At 68.1% G+C, this 17,443-nt stretch carries 20 protein-coding genes; 11 read left to right on the top strand and 9 right to left on the bottom strand.

Annotated elements, in window-relative coordinates; translation table 11 throughout:
• Positions 1–175 precede the first annotated feature (175 nt).
• From A7X97_RS15655 to rnfB, 4 genes are all read left to right on the top strand, one after another.
• Complete coding sequence (locus A7X97_RS15655; RefSeq protein WP_049415741.1) at positions 176–619, top strand: DUF2147 domain-containing protein; 444 nt, start codon at positions 176–178, stop codon at positions 617–619.
• Positions 620–719: 100 nt separating this feature from the next.
• Positions 720–2,798, top strand: coding sequence for a methionine--tRNA ligase (gene metG, locus A7X97_RS15650; protein ID WP_088496756.1), 2,079 nt, complete (start codon positions 720–722; stop codon positions 2,796–2,798).
• A gap of 78 nt (positions 2,799–2,876) precedes the next feature.
• On the top strand, positions 2,877–3,467 hold the full coding sequence (locus A7X97_RS15645) for an HAD family hydrolase (protein ID WP_072169112.1): 591 nt from the start codon (positions 2,877–2,879) through the stop codon (positions 3,465–3,467).
• Positions 3,468–3,491: 24 nt separating this feature from the next.
• Positions 3,492–3,905, top strand: coding sequence for an Rnf electron transport complex subunit RnfB (rnfB, locus tag A7X97_RS15640; RefSeq protein WP_061480619.1), 414 nt, complete (start codon positions 3,492–3,494; stop codon positions 3,903–3,905).
• Positions 3,906–3,955: 50 nt separating this feature from the next.
• Here rnfB and A7X97_RS15635 read toward each other — a convergent pair whose 3' ends face one another.
• On the bottom strand, positions 3,956–4,303 hold the full coding sequence (locus A7X97_RS15635) for a RidA family protein (protein WP_005418155.1): 348 nt from the start codon (positions 4,301–4,303) through the stop codon (positions 3,956–3,958).
• Positions 4,304–4,496: 193 nt separating this feature from the next.
• Here A7X97_RS15635 and mprF point away from each other — a divergent pair, with 193 nt between their 5' ends.
• A complete protein-coding gene (gene mprF / locus A7X97_RS15630) occupies positions 4,497–7,061 on the top strand; it encodes a bifunctional lysylphosphatidylglycerol flippase/synthetase MprF (RefSeq protein ID WP_088496757.1) in 2,565 nt (854 codons plus the stop codon).
• A gap of 95 nt (positions 7,062–7,156) precedes the next feature.
• Here the strand turns inward: mprF and A7X97_RS15625 are convergent, their stop codons facing one another.
• The 4 genes from A7X97_RS15625 to A7X97_RS15610 form a co-directional block, all read right to left on the bottom strand.
• A complete protein-coding gene (locus A7X97_RS15625) occupies positions 7,157–8,503 on the bottom strand; it encodes a virulence factor family protein (protein WP_072169110.1) in 1,347 nt (448 codons plus the stop codon).
• 78 nt (positions 8,504–8,581) lie between these two features.
• Positions 8,582–9,199: a DUF998 domain-containing protein gene (locus A7X97_RS15620; RefSeq protein ID WP_111008161.1), complete on the bottom strand. Its 618-nt coding sequence runs from the start codon at positions 9,197–9,199 to the stop codon at positions 8,582–8,584.
• Positions 9,196–9,369 carry an oxidoreductase-like domain-containing protein gene (locus tag A7X97_RS15615; protein WP_061480629.1) on the bottom strand — a complete coding sequence of 58 codons (174 nt, stop codon included), beginning with the start codon at positions 9,367–9,369 and terminating at the stop codon, positions 9,196–9,198. Before A7X97_RS15615 ends, A7X97_RS15620 begins: the two co-directional genes overlap by 4 nt.
• 49 nt (positions 9,370–9,418) lie before the next feature.
• Positions 9,419–10,021 (bottom strand): HD domain-containing protein, encoded by a 603-nt coding sequence (locus A7X97_RS15610; RefSeq protein WP_088496759.1) that lies wholly within the window; start codon positions 10,019–10,021, stop codon positions 9,419–9,421.
• Between the two features lie 229 nt (positions 10,022–10,250).
• On the opposite strand from A7X97_RS15610, the gene A7X97_RS15605 reads away from it, so the two are divergent.
• Positions 10,251–11,402: a transglutaminase domain-containing protein gene (locus A7X97_RS15605; RefSeq protein ID WP_111008160.1), complete on the top strand. Its 1,152-nt coding sequence runs from the start codon at positions 10,251–10,253 to the stop codon at positions 11,400–11,402.
• Between the two features lie 7 nt (positions 11,403–11,409).
• On the opposite strand, the gene A7X97_RS15600 is transcribed toward A7X97_RS15605, so the two are convergent.
• Positions 11,410–11,745, bottom strand: coding sequence for a zinc ribbon domain-containing protein YjdM (locus A7X97_RS15600; RefSeq protein WP_010482882.1), 336 nt, complete (start codon positions 11,743–11,745; stop codon positions 11,410–11,412).
• 179 nt (positions 11,746–11,924) lie between these two features.
• Between A7X97_RS15600 and A7X97_RS15595 the strand changes: the two genes are divergently transcribed.
• The 3 genes from A7X97_RS15595 (at position 11,925) to A7X97_RS15585 (ending at position 14,003) form a co-directional block, all read left to right on the top strand.
• Positions 11,925–13,286: an Hsp70 family protein gene (locus tag A7X97_RS15595; RefSeq protein WP_088496761.1), complete on the top strand. Its 1,362-nt coding sequence runs from the start codon at positions 11,925–11,927 to the stop codon at positions 13,284–13,286.
• A gap of 229 nt (positions 13,287–13,515) precedes the next feature.
• The gene (locus A7X97_RS15590) at positions 13,516–13,809 is read left to right on the top strand and encodes a YkgJ family cysteine cluster protein (RefSeq protein ID WP_072169117.1); all 294 of its coding nucleotides are present in this window, start codon (positions 13,516–13,518) and stop codon (positions 13,807–13,809) included.
• Between the two features lie 11 nt (positions 13,810–13,820).
• Complete coding sequence (locus A7X97_RS15585) at positions 13,821–14,003, top strand: hypothetical protein (protein ID WP_005410566.1); 183 nt, start codon at positions 13,821–13,823, stop codon at positions 14,001–14,003.
• A 49-nt stretch (positions 14,004–14,052) separates the two neighbouring features.
• On the opposite strand, the gene A7X97_RS15580 is transcribed toward A7X97_RS15585, so the two are convergent.
• From A7X97_RS15580 to A7X97_RS15570, 3 genes are read right to left on the bottom strand one after another with little or no spacing between them, the layout of a single operon-like run.
• Positions 14,053–14,934 carry a DUF4097 family beta strand repeat-containing protein gene (locus A7X97_RS15580; RefSeq protein WP_061480626.1) on the bottom strand — a complete coding sequence of 294 codons (882 nt, stop codon included), beginning with the start codon at positions 14,932–14,934 and terminating at the stop codon, positions 14,053–14,055.
• Positions 14,935–14,945: 11 nt separating this feature from the next.
• Complete coding sequence (locus A7X97_RS15575; protein WP_072169106.1) at positions 14,946–15,479, bottom strand: hypothetical protein; 534 nt, start codon at positions 15,477–15,479, stop codon at positions 14,946–14,948.
• Entirely contained in the window at positions 15,476–16,054 is a 579-nt protein-coding gene (locus A7X97_RS15570; RefSeq protein WP_072169105.1) for an RNA polymerase sigma factor, read from the bottom strand. Before A7X97_RS15570 ends, A7X97_RS15575 begins: the two co-directional genes overlap by 4 nt.
• A 126-nt stretch (positions 16,055–16,180) precedes the next feature.
• On the opposite strand from A7X97_RS15570, the gene A7X97_RS15565 reads away from it, so the two are divergent.
• Both A7X97_RS15565 and A7X97_RS15560 read left to right on the top strand, forming a co-directional pair.
• Positions 16,181–16,360, top strand: coding sequence for a hypothetical protein (locus A7X97_RS15565; protein WP_061480628.1), 180 nt, complete (start codon positions 16,181–16,183; stop codon positions 16,358–16,360).
• Between the two features lie 35 nt (positions 16,361–16,395).
• Positions 16,396–16,989: a mechanosensitive ion channel family protein gene (locus A7X97_RS15560; protein ID WP_005418176.1), complete on the top strand. Its 594-nt coding sequence runs from the start codon at positions 16,396–16,398 to the stop codon at positions 16,987–16,989.
• Positions 16,990–17,443 lie beyond the last annotated feature (454 nt).

Below are 17,443 nucleotides of genomic sequence, written 5' to 3'. Positions count from 1 at the left end.
CCCACACCGCCCCGCCATCCCACGGAATCCCGCCGTTGAGGTTGCCGGCCAGCGGCCGGCACTACCGCGGGTGCAGGGCGCAACCCTGCAACGCCCCCCTTCCCCATACTCCGCCGAATGGGTATACAGTCGACCCATGCCGGCACCGTGCCGGAATGAACCCTGGGAGGGGACCATGCGCAAGACCTTCAAGACCCTGCTGCTGGCATTGCCGCTGTGCCTGGCCGCGCTCTCGGCGCAGGCCGCCGACGGCGCCGCCGGCCGCTGGAAGACCATCGACGACAAGACCGGGAAGGTGAAGTCGATCGTCGAGATCACCCAGGCCCCCAACGGCACGCTGACCGGCAAGGTGGTCGACATCCTGCACTCGGACAAGGGCCCGAACCCGGTCTGTGACGGCTGTGAAGGCGCCAACAGGAACAAGCCGGTGAAGGGCATGACCATCCTCTGGAACCTGAAGGCCGACGGCGCCAACAAGTGGTCCGGCGGCACCATCCTCGACCCGGCCAACGGCAAGACCTACAAGTCGAAGATGGAACTGCAGCCCGGCGGCACCCGGCTGGACGTGTCCGGCTGCATCGCCTTCATCTGCCGCGCGCAGACCTGGCAGCGCGAATAAGCGCCCCGCACCTGCTTCAACCCCGTGACCCGGCCCCGGCCGGGTCACGTCGTTGCGGGCATGCGATACTCTGCGGTTCCCCTCGGATCCACCCGCGACCATGACCCGTACCGCGCTCGTCACCACCGCCCTGCCCTACGCCAACGGCCCGCTGCACCTGGGCCATCTGGTCGGCTACATCCAGGCTGACATCTGGGTACGTGCGCGGCGAATGAGCGGCGGCAGGACCTGGTTCGTCTGCGCCGATGACACCCACGGCACGCCGATCATGCTGGCCGCGGAAAAGGCCGGGGTCACCCCGGAAACCTTCATCGCCAACATCCAGGCCAGCCACGAACGTGACTTCGCCGCCTTCGGCGTGGCCTTCGACCACTACGACTCGACCAATTCGGCGGCCAACAAGGCGTTGACCGAGCAGTTCTACCTGAAGCTGGAAGCGGCCGGCCACATCAGCCGCCGTTCGGTCGCGCAGTTCTACGACCCGGCCAAGGGCATGTTCCTGCCCGACCGCTACGTCAAGGGCATCTGTCCGAACTGTGGCAGTGCCGACCAGTACGGCGACAACTGCGAAGTCTGCGGCGCGACCTATGCACCGACCGACCTGAAGGAGCCGCGTTCGGTCATCTCCGGCGCCACGCCGGAAATGCGCGATTCGGAGCACTTCTTCTTCGAGGTGGGCCACTTCGATGCGTTCCTGCGCGAGTGGCTGGCCGGCGATGTCGCCCTGCCGGGCGTGAAGGCCAAGCTGGGCGAGTGGCTCAATGCCGAAGGCGGCCTGCGCGCGTGGGACATCTCGCGCGATGCGCCGTACTTCGGTTTCCAGATTCCCGGCCAGCCGGGCAAGTACTTCTATGTCTGGCTGGACGCACCGATCGGCTACCTGTCCAGCTTCCAGACCCTGTGCGGCAGGATCGGTGAGGACTTCGAAGCGCACCTGCGTGCCGGCACCGCCACCGAACTGCACCACTTCATCGGCAAGGACATCGTCAACTTCCACGGGCTGTTCTGGCCGGCGGTGCTGCACGGAACCGGCCACCGCGCGCCGACCCGCCTGCACGTCAACGGCTACCTGACCGTGGACGGCGCCAAGATGAGCAAGTCGCGCGGCACCTTCGTGATGGCCCGTACCTTCCTCGATGCTGGCCTGGAGCCGGAAGCGCTGCGCTACTACTACGCCGCCAAGTCCGGCGGTGGCGTCGACGATCTCGACCTGAACCTGGGTGACTTCATCGCCCGCGTCAACGCCGACCTGGTCGGCAAGTTCGTCAACCTGGCCAGCCGCTGCGCCGGCTTCATCAGCAAGCGCTTCGACGGCCAGCTGGCCGCGCAGCTCCCCGATGCGGCGCAGTACCAGCGCTTCGTCGATGGCCTGGCGCCGATCCGTGAAGCCTACGAGCGCAACGACCCGGCCGCGGCGATCCGCTTGACCATGACCCTGGCCGACGAAGCCAACCGCTACATCGACGACGTCAAGCCGTGGGTCATCGCCAAGCAGGAAGGCGCCGATGCGCAGCTGCAGGCCGTGTGCAGCCAGGGCCTGAACCTGTTCCGCGTGCTGGTCACCGCCCTGAAGCCGGTGCTGCCGGCCACCGCCGCGCAGGCCGAGGCCTTCCTCGCCGCGCCGGTGAATGACTGGACCGAGCTGGCGCAACCGCTGCTGGGACACCGCATCACCGAGTACACCCCGCTGTTCACCCGTATTGACCCGAAGAAGATTGACGCCATGATCGACGCCTCCAAGGACACCCTGCAGCCGGCGGCTGCCGCTGCCCCCGCCGCCAAGCCGGCCGCCCCGGCTCCGGCCCCGGCCCCGGCCAAGGACGAAGCAAAGAGCGCCGACGCCCCGGCCTACATCGGCATCGACGATTTCGCCAAGCTCGACCTGCGCATCGGCAAGGTGCTGGTCTGCGAGTTCGTGGAAGGTTCGGACAAGCTGCTGCGCTTCGAACTGGACGCCGGCGAGCTGGGCAAGCGCCAGATCTTCTCCGGCATCCGTGGCAGCTACGGCGAACCGGAGAAGCTGGTGGGCCGCAGCGTGGTGTTCATCGCCAACCTGGCCCCGCGCAAGATGCGCTTCGGCCTGAGCGAAGGCATGATCCTGTCGGCCGGCTTCGACGGTGGCGCACTGGCGCTGCTGGACGCCGACAGCGGCGCGCAGCCGGGCATGCCGGTCCGCTGATGCCTGCAGCGGGCGTGGTTACGTCCACGCCCGCCGGCAGCTCCGGCCCCGGGACGCAACGCGATGGGAAGCAACGCAATGGAACTGGCGCTGTTCGACTTCGACCACACCGTGACCACCTGCGATACCTATGGCCGCTTCCTGCGCCGCGTGGCCACCGCCGAACAGCTGGCACAGGCATGGTGGAAAGTCGGGCCGTGGCTGGCCGCGTACAGGCTGAAGCTGATCTCGGCCGAACGCATCCGCGCCCGCGTCACCCGCCTGACCTTCAGTGACCGCCACAGCGATGACATCGCCACGCTGGCCGCAGGCTTCTCGCGCGAGTTCCTGCCCGACGTGGTGCGCCCGGAAATGCTGGAGCAGATCCGTTGGCACAAGGAACAGCAGCACACCGTCGTGATCGTGTCCGGCTCGCTGGACCTGTACCTGAAGCCCTGGTGCGAACAGTTGGGCCTGCAGCTGATCTGCAACCGGCTGGAAAGCCGCGACGGCCGCCTGACCGGTCGCTATGCCGACGGCGACTGCGGCCCGCGCAAGGTCGAGCACATCCGCCGCCAGTTCGATCTGTCGCGCTACGTGCGCATCCATGCCTACGGTGACAGTTCCGAAGACAGGCCGATGCTGGCGCTGGCCCACGAGCGCTGGTTCCGCGGCAAGCCCCTGAAATAACCCAACGCGCAGCCTCCGCCACGCATGAGCCTGATCCCGCCCCTGACCGAACGCCTCGACCGCCTGCTGCCGCAGACCCAATGCGGGCAATGCGGCTATGACGGCTGCCGCCCGTACGCGCAGGCAATGGCACGTGGCGAGGCGGGTGTGGACCGCTGCCCGCCGGGTGGCGACGCCGGTGCACGGGCGCTGGCGCAGGTGCTCGGCGTACCGGCGATTCCGTTTGATCGTTCGCGCGGCGAGCACAAGGCGGCCCAGGTGGCGTTGATCGTCGAAGCCGATTGCATCGGCTGCACCAAGTGCATCCAGGCCTGCCCGGTGGACGCCATCGTCGGCGGCGCCAAGTACATGCACACGGTCATTGCCGACCTGTGCACTGGCTGCGAGCTGTGCATCCCGCCGTGCCCGGTGGACTGCATCGAGCTGCTGCCCCTGTAACAGGGGTCAGATCCCTTTCCGCAGGAAAGGGATCTGACCCCACCCCGCAGTTACGGCACCGCTGCCGTCACCACGATCTCGACCTTCCACTCGGCGTGCGCGAGCTTGGCTTCGAAGGTTGCGCGGGCCGGGGTCGCGCCCTCGACCACCCACTCGTCCCACGCCTTGTTCATGCCGTCGAAGTCGGCGATGTCAGCCAGGAACACTTCCGCACGCAGCACGTGCTGGCGATCGCTGGCGACCAGCGCCAGCAGCTTGTCGATCTCCGCCAGCACCTGCCGGGTCTGGCCGGTGATGTCCTGGCTGGTGTCTTCCGGAATCTGGCCGGAGAGGTAGGCGACCTTGTTGTACACGGTCATTTCGGACATGCGCGGTCCGACGTCGTAACGCTCCATCATGGGCGTGGCTCCTGCGGGTGATCAGGCCCGCATTGTCCTCCAATCCGGTCAACGGTGGGTGCACGGGTCCCCCGCGCGACACGTCACTACCGGGCTCCGACACATCCGCTGGTCAAATGGCGGCGACAGGCGCACGATGCGCCACGCCCCGCGTTGACACCGCACTCGCCCCTCCTGACGCACCCTTGCGCCGATGACCGCAGCCACCAACCCCGCCGCCGCTTCCTCCACCCCGGCATGGAAGCGGGTCCTCACCATTGTCGTTCCCCTGCTGATCCTGTCGCTGGCCCTGCATGGCCTGGCCAGTGAATTCGATGAGCACGGCTACCGCGCCATCCGCCAGGCGTTCCGCCAGCTCAGTGGCCTGCAGATCACGCTCACCGTGGTGCTCGGCCTGGCCAGCTACGCCTGCCTGATCGGCTTCGATGCCATCGGCCTGCGTCGCAGCGGAATCCGCGTGCATCCGGCACGCATCGGCATCACCGCCTTCCTTGCGCATACGCTGGGCCAGACCGTGGGCTTTGCCGCGCTGACCGGCGGCGCAGTGCGCCTGCGTGGCTACCGCAGCGCCGGCCTGGACCTGGCGCAGATCGGCCAGGTGGTGCTGATGAGCACGCTCGGTTTCGTGTTCGGTGCGTGGCTGTTGATCAGCGTGGCGCTCTGCATGGAACCGGCGGCAGCGGCGTTGGCATTGCCACTGAATCCCGATGCCGTGCGCATCGTCGGCATCGTCGCCCTGCTCGCCTATCTGGGTACCGTGCTGCTGGTCGGTCGCGATGGACGGCAGTTCAGCGTGTTCGGCCATGCGTTGTGGCTACCCGACCGCCGCACCATGCTCGGCGTCACCGTGCTCAGCGTGATCGAGCTGGTGCTGGCCAGCGCCGCGTTCTATGTGCTGCTGCCGGACTCGACGCCCACCGGCCTGCCCGGCTTCGTCGGCCTGTACCTCGTCGCGGTACTGGCCGGCCTGGTCTCGACCGTGCCGGCCGGCCTGGGCGTGTTCGAATGGAGCCTGTTGAAGCTGTTGCCGCAGGTGGCACCGGCGGCGGTGCTGGCGGCCGCGTTGATCTACCGCGTGACCTATTACGTACTACCGCTGGTGCTGGCCACGTTGCTCGCCCTTGCGCCCGCGCTGCGCCAGCCGCTGCAGGCCAGTGCCGGGGCAACCCGCGCCGGCTGGAACGCACTGCGCCCATGGTTGCCGCAGATCATCGCGCTGGCGGTGTTCAGCATCGGCGCCGCGCTGGTCATCGATGGCACGCTGCCCACGCCACGCCGGCACCTGGTGAATGCCTCGCTGCCGATCCTGGAAACCTCGCACCTGATCGGCAGCCTCAGTGGTGTCGCGCTGCTGCTGATCGGGCAGGGCCTGGCCCGGCGCAGCCACGCGGCGTGGATGCTGGCGATGGCGGTGTGCGTGGCCACCCCGCTGCCGCTGTGGCTGCGCGGTGGCCAACCGTTGATTGCCGTCTCGGCGGTGCTGGTGGCGATGGCGCTGTGGGCCGCGCGCCGCGAGTTCTACCGCCAGGGTGCGCTGCTGGATGAAGCCTGGTCGTGGCCGTGGCTGCGTAACCTGGGCCTGGTGCTGGTGGCAGTGACCTGGCTGCTGTTCTTCACCTACAGCCATGTCGAATACCAGAACGAGCTGTGGTGGCAGTTCGCGGTCTCCGGCAACGCACCGCGCGCGTTGCGCGCGTTGCTGGTGGTGGCCATCGCGCTGGTGATGTTCGGCCTGGCGCGGCTGCTGCACAGCACACGCAGCCCGCTGCCCGCCGCCGATGAAGCGACGCTGCAATCGCTGGCGCCAGTCCTGGCCGGTGCCACCGACACCCAGGCCTGCCTGGTGCTGACCGCTGACAAGGCAGTGCTGCGCGATGAAGCGAAACTGGGCTTCGTGATGATGCAGCGCTATGGAGGTTCGCTGATCGCGATGGGCGACCCGGTCGGCCCGCCGGACGTCGCCCGCGCATTGATCTGGCGCTTCCGCGAGGAAGCCGACCGCCTCGGCCTGCGCCCCGTCTTCTACCAGGTCGGCGAGTCCTACTGGCAGACCTACCTTGACCTCGGCCTGGGGCTGGTCAAGCTGGGCGAAGAAGCGATGGTGCCGCTGCATGATTTCGGCCTGGAAGGGCGCGAGCGCGCCGACCTGCGCCAGGCCTGGAACCGGGGCAAGCGGGGTGGCCTGTCCTTCCGCGTGGCGCCCGTGGAGGAAGTTCCCAGCCTGCTGCCGCGCCTGCACGCGATCTCCAACGCATGGCTGGAAGACAAGGCCGGCGACGAAAAGGGCTTCTCGCTCGGCAGCTACGACCCGGATTACCTGGTGCGCTTCCCGGTGGCGCTGGTCGAGGCCGAAGGCCAGATCGTGGCCTTCGCCAACCTGTGGCAGGCACCGGCAGGCGCCGAGCTGTCGGTGGACCTGATGCGCCACGTCAGCGAAGCACCGAAGGGCACGATGGACTTCCTCTTCATCGAGCTGTTCCTGTGGGGCCGCGCACAGGGCTATGCACGTTTCTCGCTGGGCATGGCGCCGCTTTCCGGGCTGGCACAGCATCGTCTGGCTGGCCGCTGGAACCGGCTGGCCGGCCTGCTGGCGCGGCATGGCGAACGTTTCTACGGGTTCAGTGGCCTGCGCCGCTTCAAGTCGAAGTTCGATCCGCAGTGGCGGCCACGCTATCTCGCCGCGCCTGGCGGCATGCACCTGCCGGCGGCGCTGCTGGACGCCACGCGCCTGATCTCTCTGGACCCGCGGCGCAACTGACGACCCGCACCACCCGGCAGGTGTCGACCTTGGTCGACACGCCAGCGCCGACCAAGGTCGGCATTTTCCAGCACGCTGGCCAGCGTGGCCCGGCGCTACGCCCCGCCCTTGAGGATCACCTCGGCCAGCCGATCATAGTCACCGCCGAAATGGTGGTCGCCCGGCAGCTTCACCCGCTTCACGCCGTCATTGGCCGGCAGGTCCGGGCACAGTGCGTCCTCGTCCTTGTCGCCATATACGCACAGGGTTTTTTCCGCCGGCAGCCTGGCCACCTCCGGTGCGATCGGCAGGCCATCGCCGCCACCGCCCAGCCAGTTGCTGACGTGGAACTCGAAGTCGGCCTTCCTGCCCACCGACAGCAGCACGATACGATCCAACGCTGCGCGGGTATCGGCGTCGAGCTGGTTGATGGTCGCCGGCAGCACGTCGGCACCCTGCGAGAAGCCGATCAGCATTACCTTGTCGCGGTGCCACTGCTGGCGGTAGTGGTCGATGATCTTCTGCAGGTCAGCGGCGAAGCCCTTCGGCGTGCGCTCGCTCCAGAAGTAGCGCAGCGAGTCGATGCCGACCACGGCCACGCCGTGCTCGTTGAGCGACGACGCCACGTCCTTGTCCAGGCCGGCCCAGCCGCCATCGCCGGACACGAACACGGCCAGCGTGTCACCGTTGCCACTCGCCGGCACTTCCACTATCGGCAGGTCCTTCAGCGCTGCCGGTGGCGGTGCCAGGCTGACACCCGCCTGCGCACCGATCACGCGCGCCGCGGCGACCAGACCCGGCGACGCATCACCGCGCGCGGTGCGCTTGAATTCGCGCGCCATCGCCACCTGCTGCACGAACTGGCTGGCCTCGCCCACCTTGCAGCCGTGATCGCCAGCGGCACTCAACCACGGAAAATTCAGTTCGGCGGGCTGCAGCGTGTTGTGCTTCACACCATCGCCGCAGACCATGCGCTCATGGTTGTGGTCCGGGCAGAAGCCGGTGGTCAGCAGGCCGGCAAACACCTGGGTGTCGGCCTGCGCCGCGAGCGAATAGGCCATCTCGGCACCCTCGCCGTCACCGCCGACCAGCGGCAGGTGGTAGCCGGGCAGATGCAGGGACGCCTGCAGCCAGCGCGAGAAGTTCTCGACGTCACCGGCGCCGAACGAGCAGGTCGGATCACCCTCGCGCTTGAGCACCCCGCGCAGGTGCGCGATGTCCACAGCGGCAACCATGGCGCCGTCGGCACGCAGGGCTTCGATCGGCAGGCGGCTGGTGTCACCCCCTGGGGTGGGTTCGTGGAACCAGATCACCACCCGCTGCGGCGTGCCGGCCGGCATGTGCACCGGAATCTGCTCGAACCGCCCGTGGCTGAACTGCTGCACGTTGGCCGCCGCCATTGCCGGCAGCGCCGCCAGCGCCAGAACCACACCCATTGCCCTGCCCAGCCCTGCACGCTTCATATCGCATCCCCGATGGAATGCGCACACGATACGCCGCCACCGCGTGCACGGCACGTACCGGTGCAGGCCGTTGGCGATTCAGTCGGCCGTGGTACGCCGACTGCGCCGGTACAGTGCCAGCGCCAGGTACAGCAGCCAGCCTACGATCACCACGATCACGACCTTCTGCCCCAACCCGCGCGGCGGCCCGCCACGCCACAGCACATGCAGCCACAACAGTACGAACGCCAGCCAGACCCAGCCCCAGAGCAGGCCCGCGGCGGACTGCCAACCCGGTTCGCGGCGCAGGTACCAGGCCTGCAGCAGCATGCCGACGCTGGCACACAGGAACGCAGTGTTGGCCGCCAGCCCATGGATGAACGGTGCCAGCAGCGGCGTCGCTTCCGGCAGCCAGCTGTCACCGATGGCGACCGTGGCCAGGCCCAGCGCCGAGACAGTGAAGAGCAGCGGCGCCGCCGCGCTGCGCCGCGGGCCGACGCTGCCCCGGTAGAGGCTGATGCCGAGCAGGGCGATCGCCAATGCCAGCAGGCAGTAGGCCGCGCGCAATGCCAGCCCCCACGGCCCGTGCAGGTAGAGGCTGAGCGTGGCCCGCACCCAGTCCAGATCAGTGCGTGCGAACTGGGTCCACAGCGCGGTGGCCACGAACAGCAGCAGCGCCGCCAGCGCCAGCAGTGCCGCTGGGCGCGCGCGGCTCATGCGGACGCCTCCGGGTGCCGCGCCAGCCATTCGGCCAACGCCTTGCGATAGCGCTGCAGCTCGTCGGCATACAGGTCCAGCACGCACAGCGGGCAACCGCTGCCGCAGCATTCGTTCGGACCGGGCTCTTCCGGCGGCAACGGGCGGGGATCGGGATCAGGGACAGACACGGTTGGAAGCGGCAATCGGTGGAAACAGGCCCCAGTGTACCGGGCTGGTTCAGCGGCCCAGCTGCCGGCGCAGGTTGTCGCGCGCGGCCGCGTCGAGTCGCTGGTGGAAGAATTCGCTAAGGAAGATGCGCGGTGCACGCAGCAGGCCCTGCAGGAAACGGCGGCGGCCGGCGCGATAAAGGAAGCCCGGCACCACGCCCTTGTACTCTTCGGCCACGCCGCGGTCATAGGCGCTGAACACCGGTTCCGGCGCGGCCAGGATCGCCATGTCGCAGTCCAGGAACAACGCGGCCTCGGCATCGACATCGTCCGGGCCAAGCTCGCCATGGCGGGCAGTCAGCAGGATCAGCTGCTCGACCCGGGCCGCGTCGACCGTGGCAAGTTCCGGCGCCTGCGCGATCACTTGCAGGGCCAGCTGCGCCGAACGCGCCTCGTTGTCCTTTCGCCCCGCCACATAGATCGCATCGTGGTAGAGCGCGGCCAGGTAGACCTCGGCCGGCTGCTGCCAGCCTGGACCGTCGGCAACCTCCTGGCAGTGCTGCAGCACCGCACGCACGTGGCCGAAGTGATGGTAGGCACGTGGTGGCGTCGCATAGCTGTCCTGCAGCGCCTGCCACTGCGCCGGAGCGAGCGTCAGCGGGGAGAAGTCCATGACCGGATCATCCCGCCTGCGCCGGTGGCGGGCAAGCTGGCCATTTTTTCACCACACCCTCACAACGCCCTTCGCACGGGGCCCCAACGCGGTTGTCCACAGCTTTGTCGAGCGCTGGTCCACACCGGCTGTGGATGAACCCGCGGACCGACCAGCGGTCACTGCAGGGGGGCGCGCACAGGTCTACACTCGCCTCAGGCGGGAGCGCCCGCCGCTGCCGGGAGCCGTCATGTACCGTCCTGCCGCCCGATCCGTTCTGCTCGCACTGGCCGCATTGGCGGCACCCTCCGCGATCGCACTGAACCCTGGCGCGAACGAAGTCCCTGCGCTCACTGCCAGCACCGCCGCGCCGACGATTCCGACGCCGCAGCAGGTGTTCGCGATTCCACCGGCCATGCTCGATATGCTGCACACCCAGGTGACCCGTCGCAGCTATTCGAGCGAGCATCGCCTGCAGGCGCTGGTGGAGATGATCTTCGACCGCCATGGCATGGACCTGCAGTACGACGCCGACGCGACCCTTACCGTCAGCGAGATCTGGCAGCAGCGACGCGCCAACTGCCTGGCCTTTACCCTGATGTTCGTCGCGCTGGCACGCGAAGCCGGCATCCAGGCGCGCGTGCAGGAGGTCGGCCAGGTGGTGTCGTGGTACCAGGACCAGGCCCAGGGCCTGGTCTACAGCGTAGGCCACGTCAATGCCGGGGTCGGCTTCGCCGGCCGCTTCGCCACCGTCGATCTGGATCGCAATGTGCTGTACGACCGCCGCGGGCCGCTGCCGATCAGCCAGGCGCGGGCGTTGGCGCACTTCTACAACAATCGCGGCGCCGAACGCATGGCCAGCGGCGACCTGGCGGGCGCACGTACCTTCTTCGATACCGCGCTGGCGCAGGACGGCAGCTTCGCTGCCACCTGGAACAACCTGGGTGTGCTGGAGAACCGCACGGGCGATACCGCCGCCGCGCGACGGGCACTGGAAAGGGCGTTGCGACTGGACGGCCGCCAAGATGCTGCACTCACCAACGCCAGCGCCCTCTACCGCAAGCTGGGCATGATTGCGCAGGCCCAGGCACTGGAGCAGCGGTTGCAGTCGGTGCAGCGCGAAGACCCGTTCGCGCAGTACCTGCTCGGAGCCGAGGCCGAACGCGCCGGGCAACTGCAGCAGGCGATCCGCTATTACCGGAAGGCCGTGCGCCTGTACGACACCGCGCACCAGTTCCACTTCGGGCTGGCGCGGGTCTATTTCCTGGCGGGCCAGCTCAAGCACGCCGATCGTGAGCTGCTGCGTGCACAGGAACTGGGCGGGGCGCCGCAGCAGGCGCGCTACCAGGCCAAGCTGGACAGCCTGGCCCGCTGGCGCGCACGGCAGCAGGCCAGGCGCTGAAGGCCGGTCAGGCCTTCTTGAGGAAGCAGGTCTTCAGGACCAGGCCCTTGATCTTGTCCGAATTGCCTTCGATGTGCTCGGCATCGTCCTCGACCAGGCGGATGTTGCGGATCACGGTGCCCTGCTTGAGCGGGATCGAGGAGCCCTTCACCTTCAGGTCCTTGATCACGGTGACGGTGTCACCGGCCTGCAGGGTATTGCCGTTGCTGTCACGCACGACCAGGGTCGAACCGGCACTTTCCTCGGCGGTCCATTCGAAGCCGCAGTCGGCGCAGATCCACAGCGCGCCATCGGCGTAGGTGTTTTCCAGGGTGCACTGCGGGCAGGCAGGGGCAGAAGACATCAGCAAGTACCTCAAAGTGAATCAACAGCCGCCATTGTAACCGCCCGGCTCCCCTGGCCTTTTCCGGGCAGTACGCCGCGACCTCCTTGACCCGGCCCGGAACAGGAAACCGCGGGACCTTGCAGTCGGCGGCGAACTGCAGCAGAGTGCGCGGCCCCTGATCGCCCCCGGAACTCCCCATGCGCCTCGGCATCGACTTCGGTACCAGCAACTCCGCCGCCGCCATCGTGCATGAAGGGAAGCTGCTGCCGATCCGCTTCGGCGACGCCGAGCAGTTCCGGACCAGCGTGTACTTCCCCGGCGTGGTTCCCGACCCGGATGACTTCCAGCTCGATGACGGCCAGGAGCACCAGCTGCAGCAGATGATCGACAGCGCTGCGCGTGCGGCGCGCGCCGCCGGCCAGGAACGCACGCCGCAGGCGCTGCGCCGCGAAGCCCTGCGCGCGCTGCGCCGGGAATGGATGGAAGCCCGTGCCGGCAAGGAACGCAGTGCCAGCGACCTGCTGCAGAATGCGGTCTACGGTGACGAAGCGCTGGAAGCCTATTTCGAGGAACACGAAGGCAACCTGGTGCAGAGCCCGAAATCGATGCTCGGCTACAACCTGCACCCACGCGCCAAGCAGACCATCACCGGCATCGCCGCGCACATCCTCGAGCACATCCGCCTGACCGCCAGCGCCCAGCTCGGCCAGCCGCTGCGAGCGGCCCTGCTCGGGCGTCCGGTGCAGTTCCGCAGCTCGATCGGTGCGGCCGGCAATGACCAGGCGCTGGACATCCTGCGCGAAGCCGCCAGCCAGGCCGGTTTCGACCAGATCGATTTCCTCGAGGAACCGGCTGCGGCGGCCATGCACTATCACGCCGAAAGCCGCGAACGGCACCAGGCCGTGATCGTCGACATCGGCGGCGGTACCACCGATATCGCCCACGCCGAAGTCGGCGGCGACGACGCCCCGCGCATCCACCGCGCCTGGGGCATCGCCCGCGGCGGTACCGACATCGACCTGGCGCTTAGCCTGTCCAGCTACATGCCGCTGTTCGGCCGCGGCATCACCCGCGTGCCCGCCCACCACTACGTAGAAGCGGCCACCGTGCAGGACATGACCCGCCAGCGCGACTTCCGCCAGCACAAGTATGACCATGTCGACAATCCGTGGGGCGCGCGCCTGCAGGCCCTGCAGGACACCGGCAATACCGCCCGCCTGTACCGCGATGTCGAGCGCGCCAAGATCGCCCTCAGCGCCGCCAGCGAACATCGCAGCACGCTGGACTACATCGCCCGCGACCTGCATGCCGACAGCAGCGCCGACGGCCTGGCCGCAGCCGCCCATGGTTATCTGGAGCAGCTCCGGGAGCTGCTGGCCCAGGTCCGCAGCGACATCGGCGGCAACCCGGACGCGGTGTTCCTGACCGGCGGCATGTCCCGCGCCGGGTATCTGCGCCAAGCCGTTGCGGAGGCCTTCCCGGGCGCCCGCATGGTCCACGGCGAGCCCTCGCTGGGCGTGGTCCAGGGCCTTGCGCTGGCGGCAGCCAGCCAGGATTAACAAAACGTTACGCGATCCAAGTTACTCTTGGTCGGCTAGAACCCTGCTGTACCTTCCACCGTCCACGCCGGTGTGTGTCCACGGTGCAGCCTGGCCCGCCCTGCGGGCCTAGCGGCCATGCCTTCCTGGCTCGTTCATGGTCCGCGTACCACCGGAGCCGCCATCGAGACCCGCTTTGGGCACCCGCCAGGCCCCTGAGGCCTTACAACCTGACGCAGCACATGCACCCATCGACTGCCGCCGTTGTGACGCGGTCTGTTGCCGGCTGCCCGTGTTGCTGCAGTCCGGCGACCACGTGCCCGGCCAGTTCCTGTCACGCGACACCCACGGCCGTGCCGTGATGGCGCGCAACGAGGAAGGCTGGTGTGCGGCGATCGATCCCTATCACCTGCGCTGCACGATCTATTCGCAGCGCCCGGCGATCTGCCGCCAGTTCTCGATGGGCGGCAGTGACTGCCGCCGCGAGCGGCAGGACTACCTGCGCCAGGCTGATGCCTGGGCGCTTTCCTCCCCTTCCACCTGACAGGAGCAACCATGCCCCGCAAGGCAAAGACCCCCGCGAAGGCCAGCAACAGCATCCGCAGCGAACGCAAGGGCGCGGCCGCCAGCACCGTGGTCAGCAGCGATTCGATCGCTTCGGACCTGGCAGCGTTCCGCAAGGCCGGTGGCAAGATCGAAGTCCTCGGCACCACCTGGGCGCTGAAGAAAGCCAGCTGACCCAGTAGCGACCGCGGCGGCGCTGCCGCCGCGGCCTGCCGGATCGCGCTCAGCGATCCAGGCTTACCCGAACACTGCCCGAATGCGACTGGATGCGGATATCACCGTCGCCGCTGCCCAGCCGCGTATCAAGATGGCTGCCGGGGCCGTAGCGCGGCCGCTCCACCTGGCCAGCATCGCTGTTGATCGACCCGCTGAAGCTGTTCACCGACAGCTGCGCCGAGACGGCGCGCGGCAGGCGCAGGTTGACCGACGCACTCACCGATTCGACATTGATACGGCCTCCCGGCGCCAGCCCGGCCGCCGACAGGTCAATGCTGCCCGATACGGTTTCCACCGCCAGCCGCTGCACCCGCCCGGCATCGACCTCGACCCGGCCGGATACCGTCTGTGCACCGATGTCGCCGGACACGCCGCTCCCGGCCACGATCCGGCCACTGACCGTATTTACGTCCAGCTTCGGCGTCTGCAGGCGCGCGCTGACACCGCCACTGACCGTATTGAGCTTGCTGTCACCGCTGCGACCGGAGGCGCTGAGGCTGCCGCTGACGGTGTCGGCCTGCAGGCGGCGCACGTCGATGCCACTGATGTCCTGGCTGGCACTGACCGTGCTCAGCAGCAGCTCCACCGAGCGCGGCACGTTCAGCACCAGCGTTGCGCCGCCGTTGTTGCTGCGACGCGGATACTCGATCTCCCAGCGGACGCGGTTGGCACTCTTTTCCTGGCGCAGCTGCAGGCCATCACTGAGCGTACCGGTGAGCTGCACGTCGTTGCGGTCCCAGCCACGCACGGTCACCTTGCCGGCCACGTTGCTCAGTTCGATGCGGCCGCCGGCGGCCAGGTTGTGGCGTTCGTCGATCCGGGTGTCAGCCAGGGCCACCGCGGGCAGCAGCAACAGCGCGGCGCAGCAGGTCATCAGGGTTCGTGTCATCGGGGGTCTCCTCAGGTCGTCAGGCCGGACTCGGCGGCATAGGCCGCCTGCCGGGTCAGTTCCAGCCGCAGCGAATAGGTGCGCTTGAGCTGGCCAAGCAGGTGAGGCGCACGTGGGTCCTGCGCCAGCGCGGCCTGGATCTGTGCCGCGCTTTCATCCAGTTCGTGCAGCGCCGGCTGCCATTCCGGTGCCCGGCCTGCGGGCAGCGAGGCCACCGCCTGCCGGTACTGCTCGGTCATCGCCGCAGCCTGCAACTGCAGCGCGGACGGCACCGGTATATCCGGCTGCGCATGCCGCCAAGGGGCCACGGCGTAGATCGCCAGGCTGGCAGCCAGGGCAGCGCCGGCCGGCAACCACCAGCGGCGCCGCGAACGCGTTGCCAGGGCCACCACGTTGCCCGTTGGCGCAGGTGCTGCCTCTGGTTCACGCGGCGGCAGCCGCGCGGACAGGCGTGCCCAGCCATCGGCCGGTACATCGCGCTCGTTCGGCAGCGCGCGCAGCCGGGCCAGCAGATCGTGATCGCAATCGTGTTCGTGTGTACTCATGCCATGTCTCCCAGCCGTGCGCGCAGCAGGCCGCGCGCACGATGCAGCTGTGCCTTTGAACTGCCGACGGCCATCTGCAGCTGCTCGGCGATTTCCTGGTGTTTCCAGCCTTCGATGTCGTGCAGTACCAGTACCGCACGCGCCCTCGGAGGCAGCGTCGCGAGTGCGCGCTCCAGGTCGCGCTCGGTACCGGCACAACGGTCGTGCACCGCCAGCTCCTGCACGCCGCCGTCGACCTCCTCCAGACTGTCGTGGTCCTGCCCGGCGGCGCGCCCGCGCAGTTCCATCAGTGCGGCGTTGACGCCCAGCCGATGCAACCAGGTCGACAGGCTGCTTTCGAACCGGAACCCCGGCAGCGCCTTCCATGCCTGCAGGAAGGCCTCCTGCAGGGCATCCTCGGCACGCGCCTGCTGGCCCCCGCACAGGCGCCACAGTACGGCGAACACGCGCGGCGCATGGCGCCGGTACAGCAGTTCGTAGGCCGCAGTGTCACCGGCGGCGGCCGCCCGCACCAGGGCGGGTTCGTCGACAGGGGCGTGGGCGGCAGGCGGCGATGGCATCGTGGTGTCGAGCATATCGCTTGGATGCGGCGACCCGGAAAAAGGTTTAGAGCCGATCGCCAATCGAGGCCATGCAACCTTTTCGACGATGGCTGCATCCATGCATGGTCATTCGAGAAAACACCTCCAGGCAGTTCCGCCATGTCCAGCCCATCCTGCGCCGCCCTGCTGGTAATCGTCGCTTGCGTCGTGCTGCAGGCATCGGGCCTGTCCTTGCGGTTGTGCCCCGACAACGGCCGCGCCTGCCTGCAGCAGGATCGCCAGGAGCTGGTCTGCCTGGCGTGGTCACCGATGGTCGAAACCCCGGCACGCGCCGGGTAACATCGAGGCCGTTCCCGCCACCTGTTTTCGCCCCCATGATGTTGTCGCTGAAGGATCACCTGCCGGCCTGGAGCCACCCATGGCTGAACTACGCGGGCGTGGCCCTGCAGATCGTGCTGGTGCTGCTGGTCGCCTGGCTGCTGCGGGTACTGGCCCGTCGCCTGATCCGGCGCTTTGCCGAGCACTACACGCTGCCACCTGAAATGGTGATGGGCGCGCGCCGGATCACCAGTTTCGTGGTCTATTTCAGCGCCCTGCTGTATATCCTCAGCCTGCTCGGCGCGAAGCCTTCAGTGCTGTGGACCGCGTTCACCGGCTTCGCGGCCGTGGGCGCAGTGGCCTTCTTCGCGGCCTGGAGCGTGCTCTCCAACATCTTCTGCACGTTGCTGATCTTCACCACTCGCCCGTTCCGCCTGCATGACTACATCGAAGTGCTGGAGAACGGCGAGAAGCCGGGCCTGAAAGGCCGGGTGATCGACGTGAACCTGATCTACACCACACTGCAGGAAACCGGCGACGGCCACGAAGGCACGGTGCTGCAGCTGCCGAACAACCTGTTCTTCCAGCGCACGGTGCGCCGCTGGCGTGACCCGGCGCAGGCGCCCGGCGGCATCCAGGGCGACGGCTGAGGGTAGTTTTCGGCAGGGCTGCGCCCTGCACCTGCAGAGGCCGAAGCCGAAGCAAGATCAAGAGCGGCATTCCGTGGGATGGCGGGGCGGTGTGGGTGGTCAGGACACGCCGTAAACCCATCCATGGGGGCTCGATGGCGCCATCCATGGCGCCAACGGTCCTGCCCACCCACACCGCCCCACCTCTGACAGATTCCGCGCGCTGTTGGTGGGTGCCGACCGTTGGTCGGCACATCTGTCAGATATCGATAGTCAGAATTGGATCCGACCCCGTGCCGACCAACGGTCGGCACCCACCATCAGCAGCAGGTTCCAACAGATCGCGGAAATCTGTCGAAGGCGGGGTGGGTCCGGTTGAGGGGGCGTGAGCCGCATGGATGCGGCGGCCGAGCTTACATGGGTGAGGGCGCTTTGCTTGCGAAGCATTGCTTCGCAAGCGCCCGAACGCACAGCC

Source organism: Stenotrophomonas sepilia (assembly GCF_003244875.1).
In the GTDB taxonomy this organism is placed as follows: Bacteria; Pseudomonadota; Gammaproteobacteria; order Xanthomonadales; family Xanthomonadaceae; genus Stenotrophomonas; species Stenotrophomonas sepilia.
The sequence above is the reverse complement of the archived record's forward strand: the minus strand, read 5'-3'. Positions and strand labels throughout refer to the sequence as shown.

Coding starts and splice junctions, on each gene's coding strand:
- A7X97_RS15655 (WP_049415741.1), top strand. CDS start 176: ATGCGCAAGACCTTCAAGACCCTGCTGCTGGCATTGCCGCTGTGCCTG.
- metG (WP_088496756.1), top strand. CDS start 720: ATGACCCGTACCGCGCTCGTCACCACCGCCCTGCCCTACGCCAACGGC.
- A7X97_RS15645 (WP_072169112.1), top strand. CDS start 2,877: ATGGAACTGGCGCTGTTCGACTTCGACCACACCGTGACCACCTGCGAT.
- rnfB (WP_061480619.1), top strand. CDS start 3,492: ATGAGCCTGATCCCGCCCCTGACCGAACGCCTCGACCGCCTGCTGCCG.
- A7X97_RS15635 (WP_005418155.1), bottom strand. CDS start 4,303: ATGATGGAGCGTTACGACGTCGGACCGCGCATGTCCGAAATGACCGTG.
- mprF (WP_088496757.1), top strand. CDS start 4,497: ATGACCGCAGCCACCAACCCCGCCGCCGCTTCCTCCACCCCGGCATGG.
- A7X97_RS15625 (WP_072169110.1), bottom strand. CDS start 8,503: ATGAAGCGTGCAGGGCTGGGCAGGGCAATGGGTGTGGTTCTGGCGCTG.
- A7X97_RS15620 (WP_111008161.1), bottom strand. CDS start 9,199: ATGAGCCGCGCGCGCCCAGCGGCACTGCTGGCGCTGGCGGCGCTGCTG.
- A7X97_RS15610 (WP_088496759.1), bottom strand. CDS start 10,021: ATGGACTTCTCCCCGCTGACGCTCGCTCCGGCGCAGTGGCAGGCGCTG.
- A7X97_RS15605 (WP_111008160.1), top strand. CDS start 10,251: ATGTACCGTCCTGCCGCCCGATCCGTTCTGCTCGCACTGGCCGCATTG.
- A7X97_RS15600 (WP_010482882.1), bottom strand. CDS start 11,745: ATGTCTTCTGCCCCTGCCTGCCCGCAGTGCACCCTGGAAAACACCTAC.
- A7X97_RS15595 (WP_088496761.1), top strand. CDS start 11,925: ATGCGCCTCGGCATCGACTTCGGTACCAGCAACTCCGCCGCCGCCATC.
- A7X97_RS15585 (WP_005410566.1), top strand. CDS start 13,821: ATGCCCCGCAAGGCAAAGACCCCCGCGAAGGCCAGCAACAGCATCCGC.
- A7X97_RS15580 (WP_061480626.1), bottom strand. CDS start 14,934: ATGACACGAACCCTGATGACCTGCTGCGCCGCGCTGTTGCTGCTGCCC.
- A7X97_RS15575 (WP_072169106.1), bottom strand. CDS start 15,479: ATGAGTACACACGAACACGATTGCGATCACGATCTGCTGGCCCGGCTG.
- A7X97_RS15570 (WP_072169105.1), bottom strand. CDS start 16,054: ATGCTCGACACCACGATGCCATCGCCGCCTGCCGCCCACGCCCCTGTC.
- A7X97_RS15565 (WP_061480628.1), top strand. CDS start 16,181: ATGTCCAGCCCATCCTGCGCCGCCCTGCTGGTAATCGTCGCTTGCGTC.
- A7X97_RS15560 (WP_005418176.1), top strand. CDS start 16,396: ATGATGTTGTCGCTGAAGGATCACCTGCCGGCCTGGAGCCACCCATGG.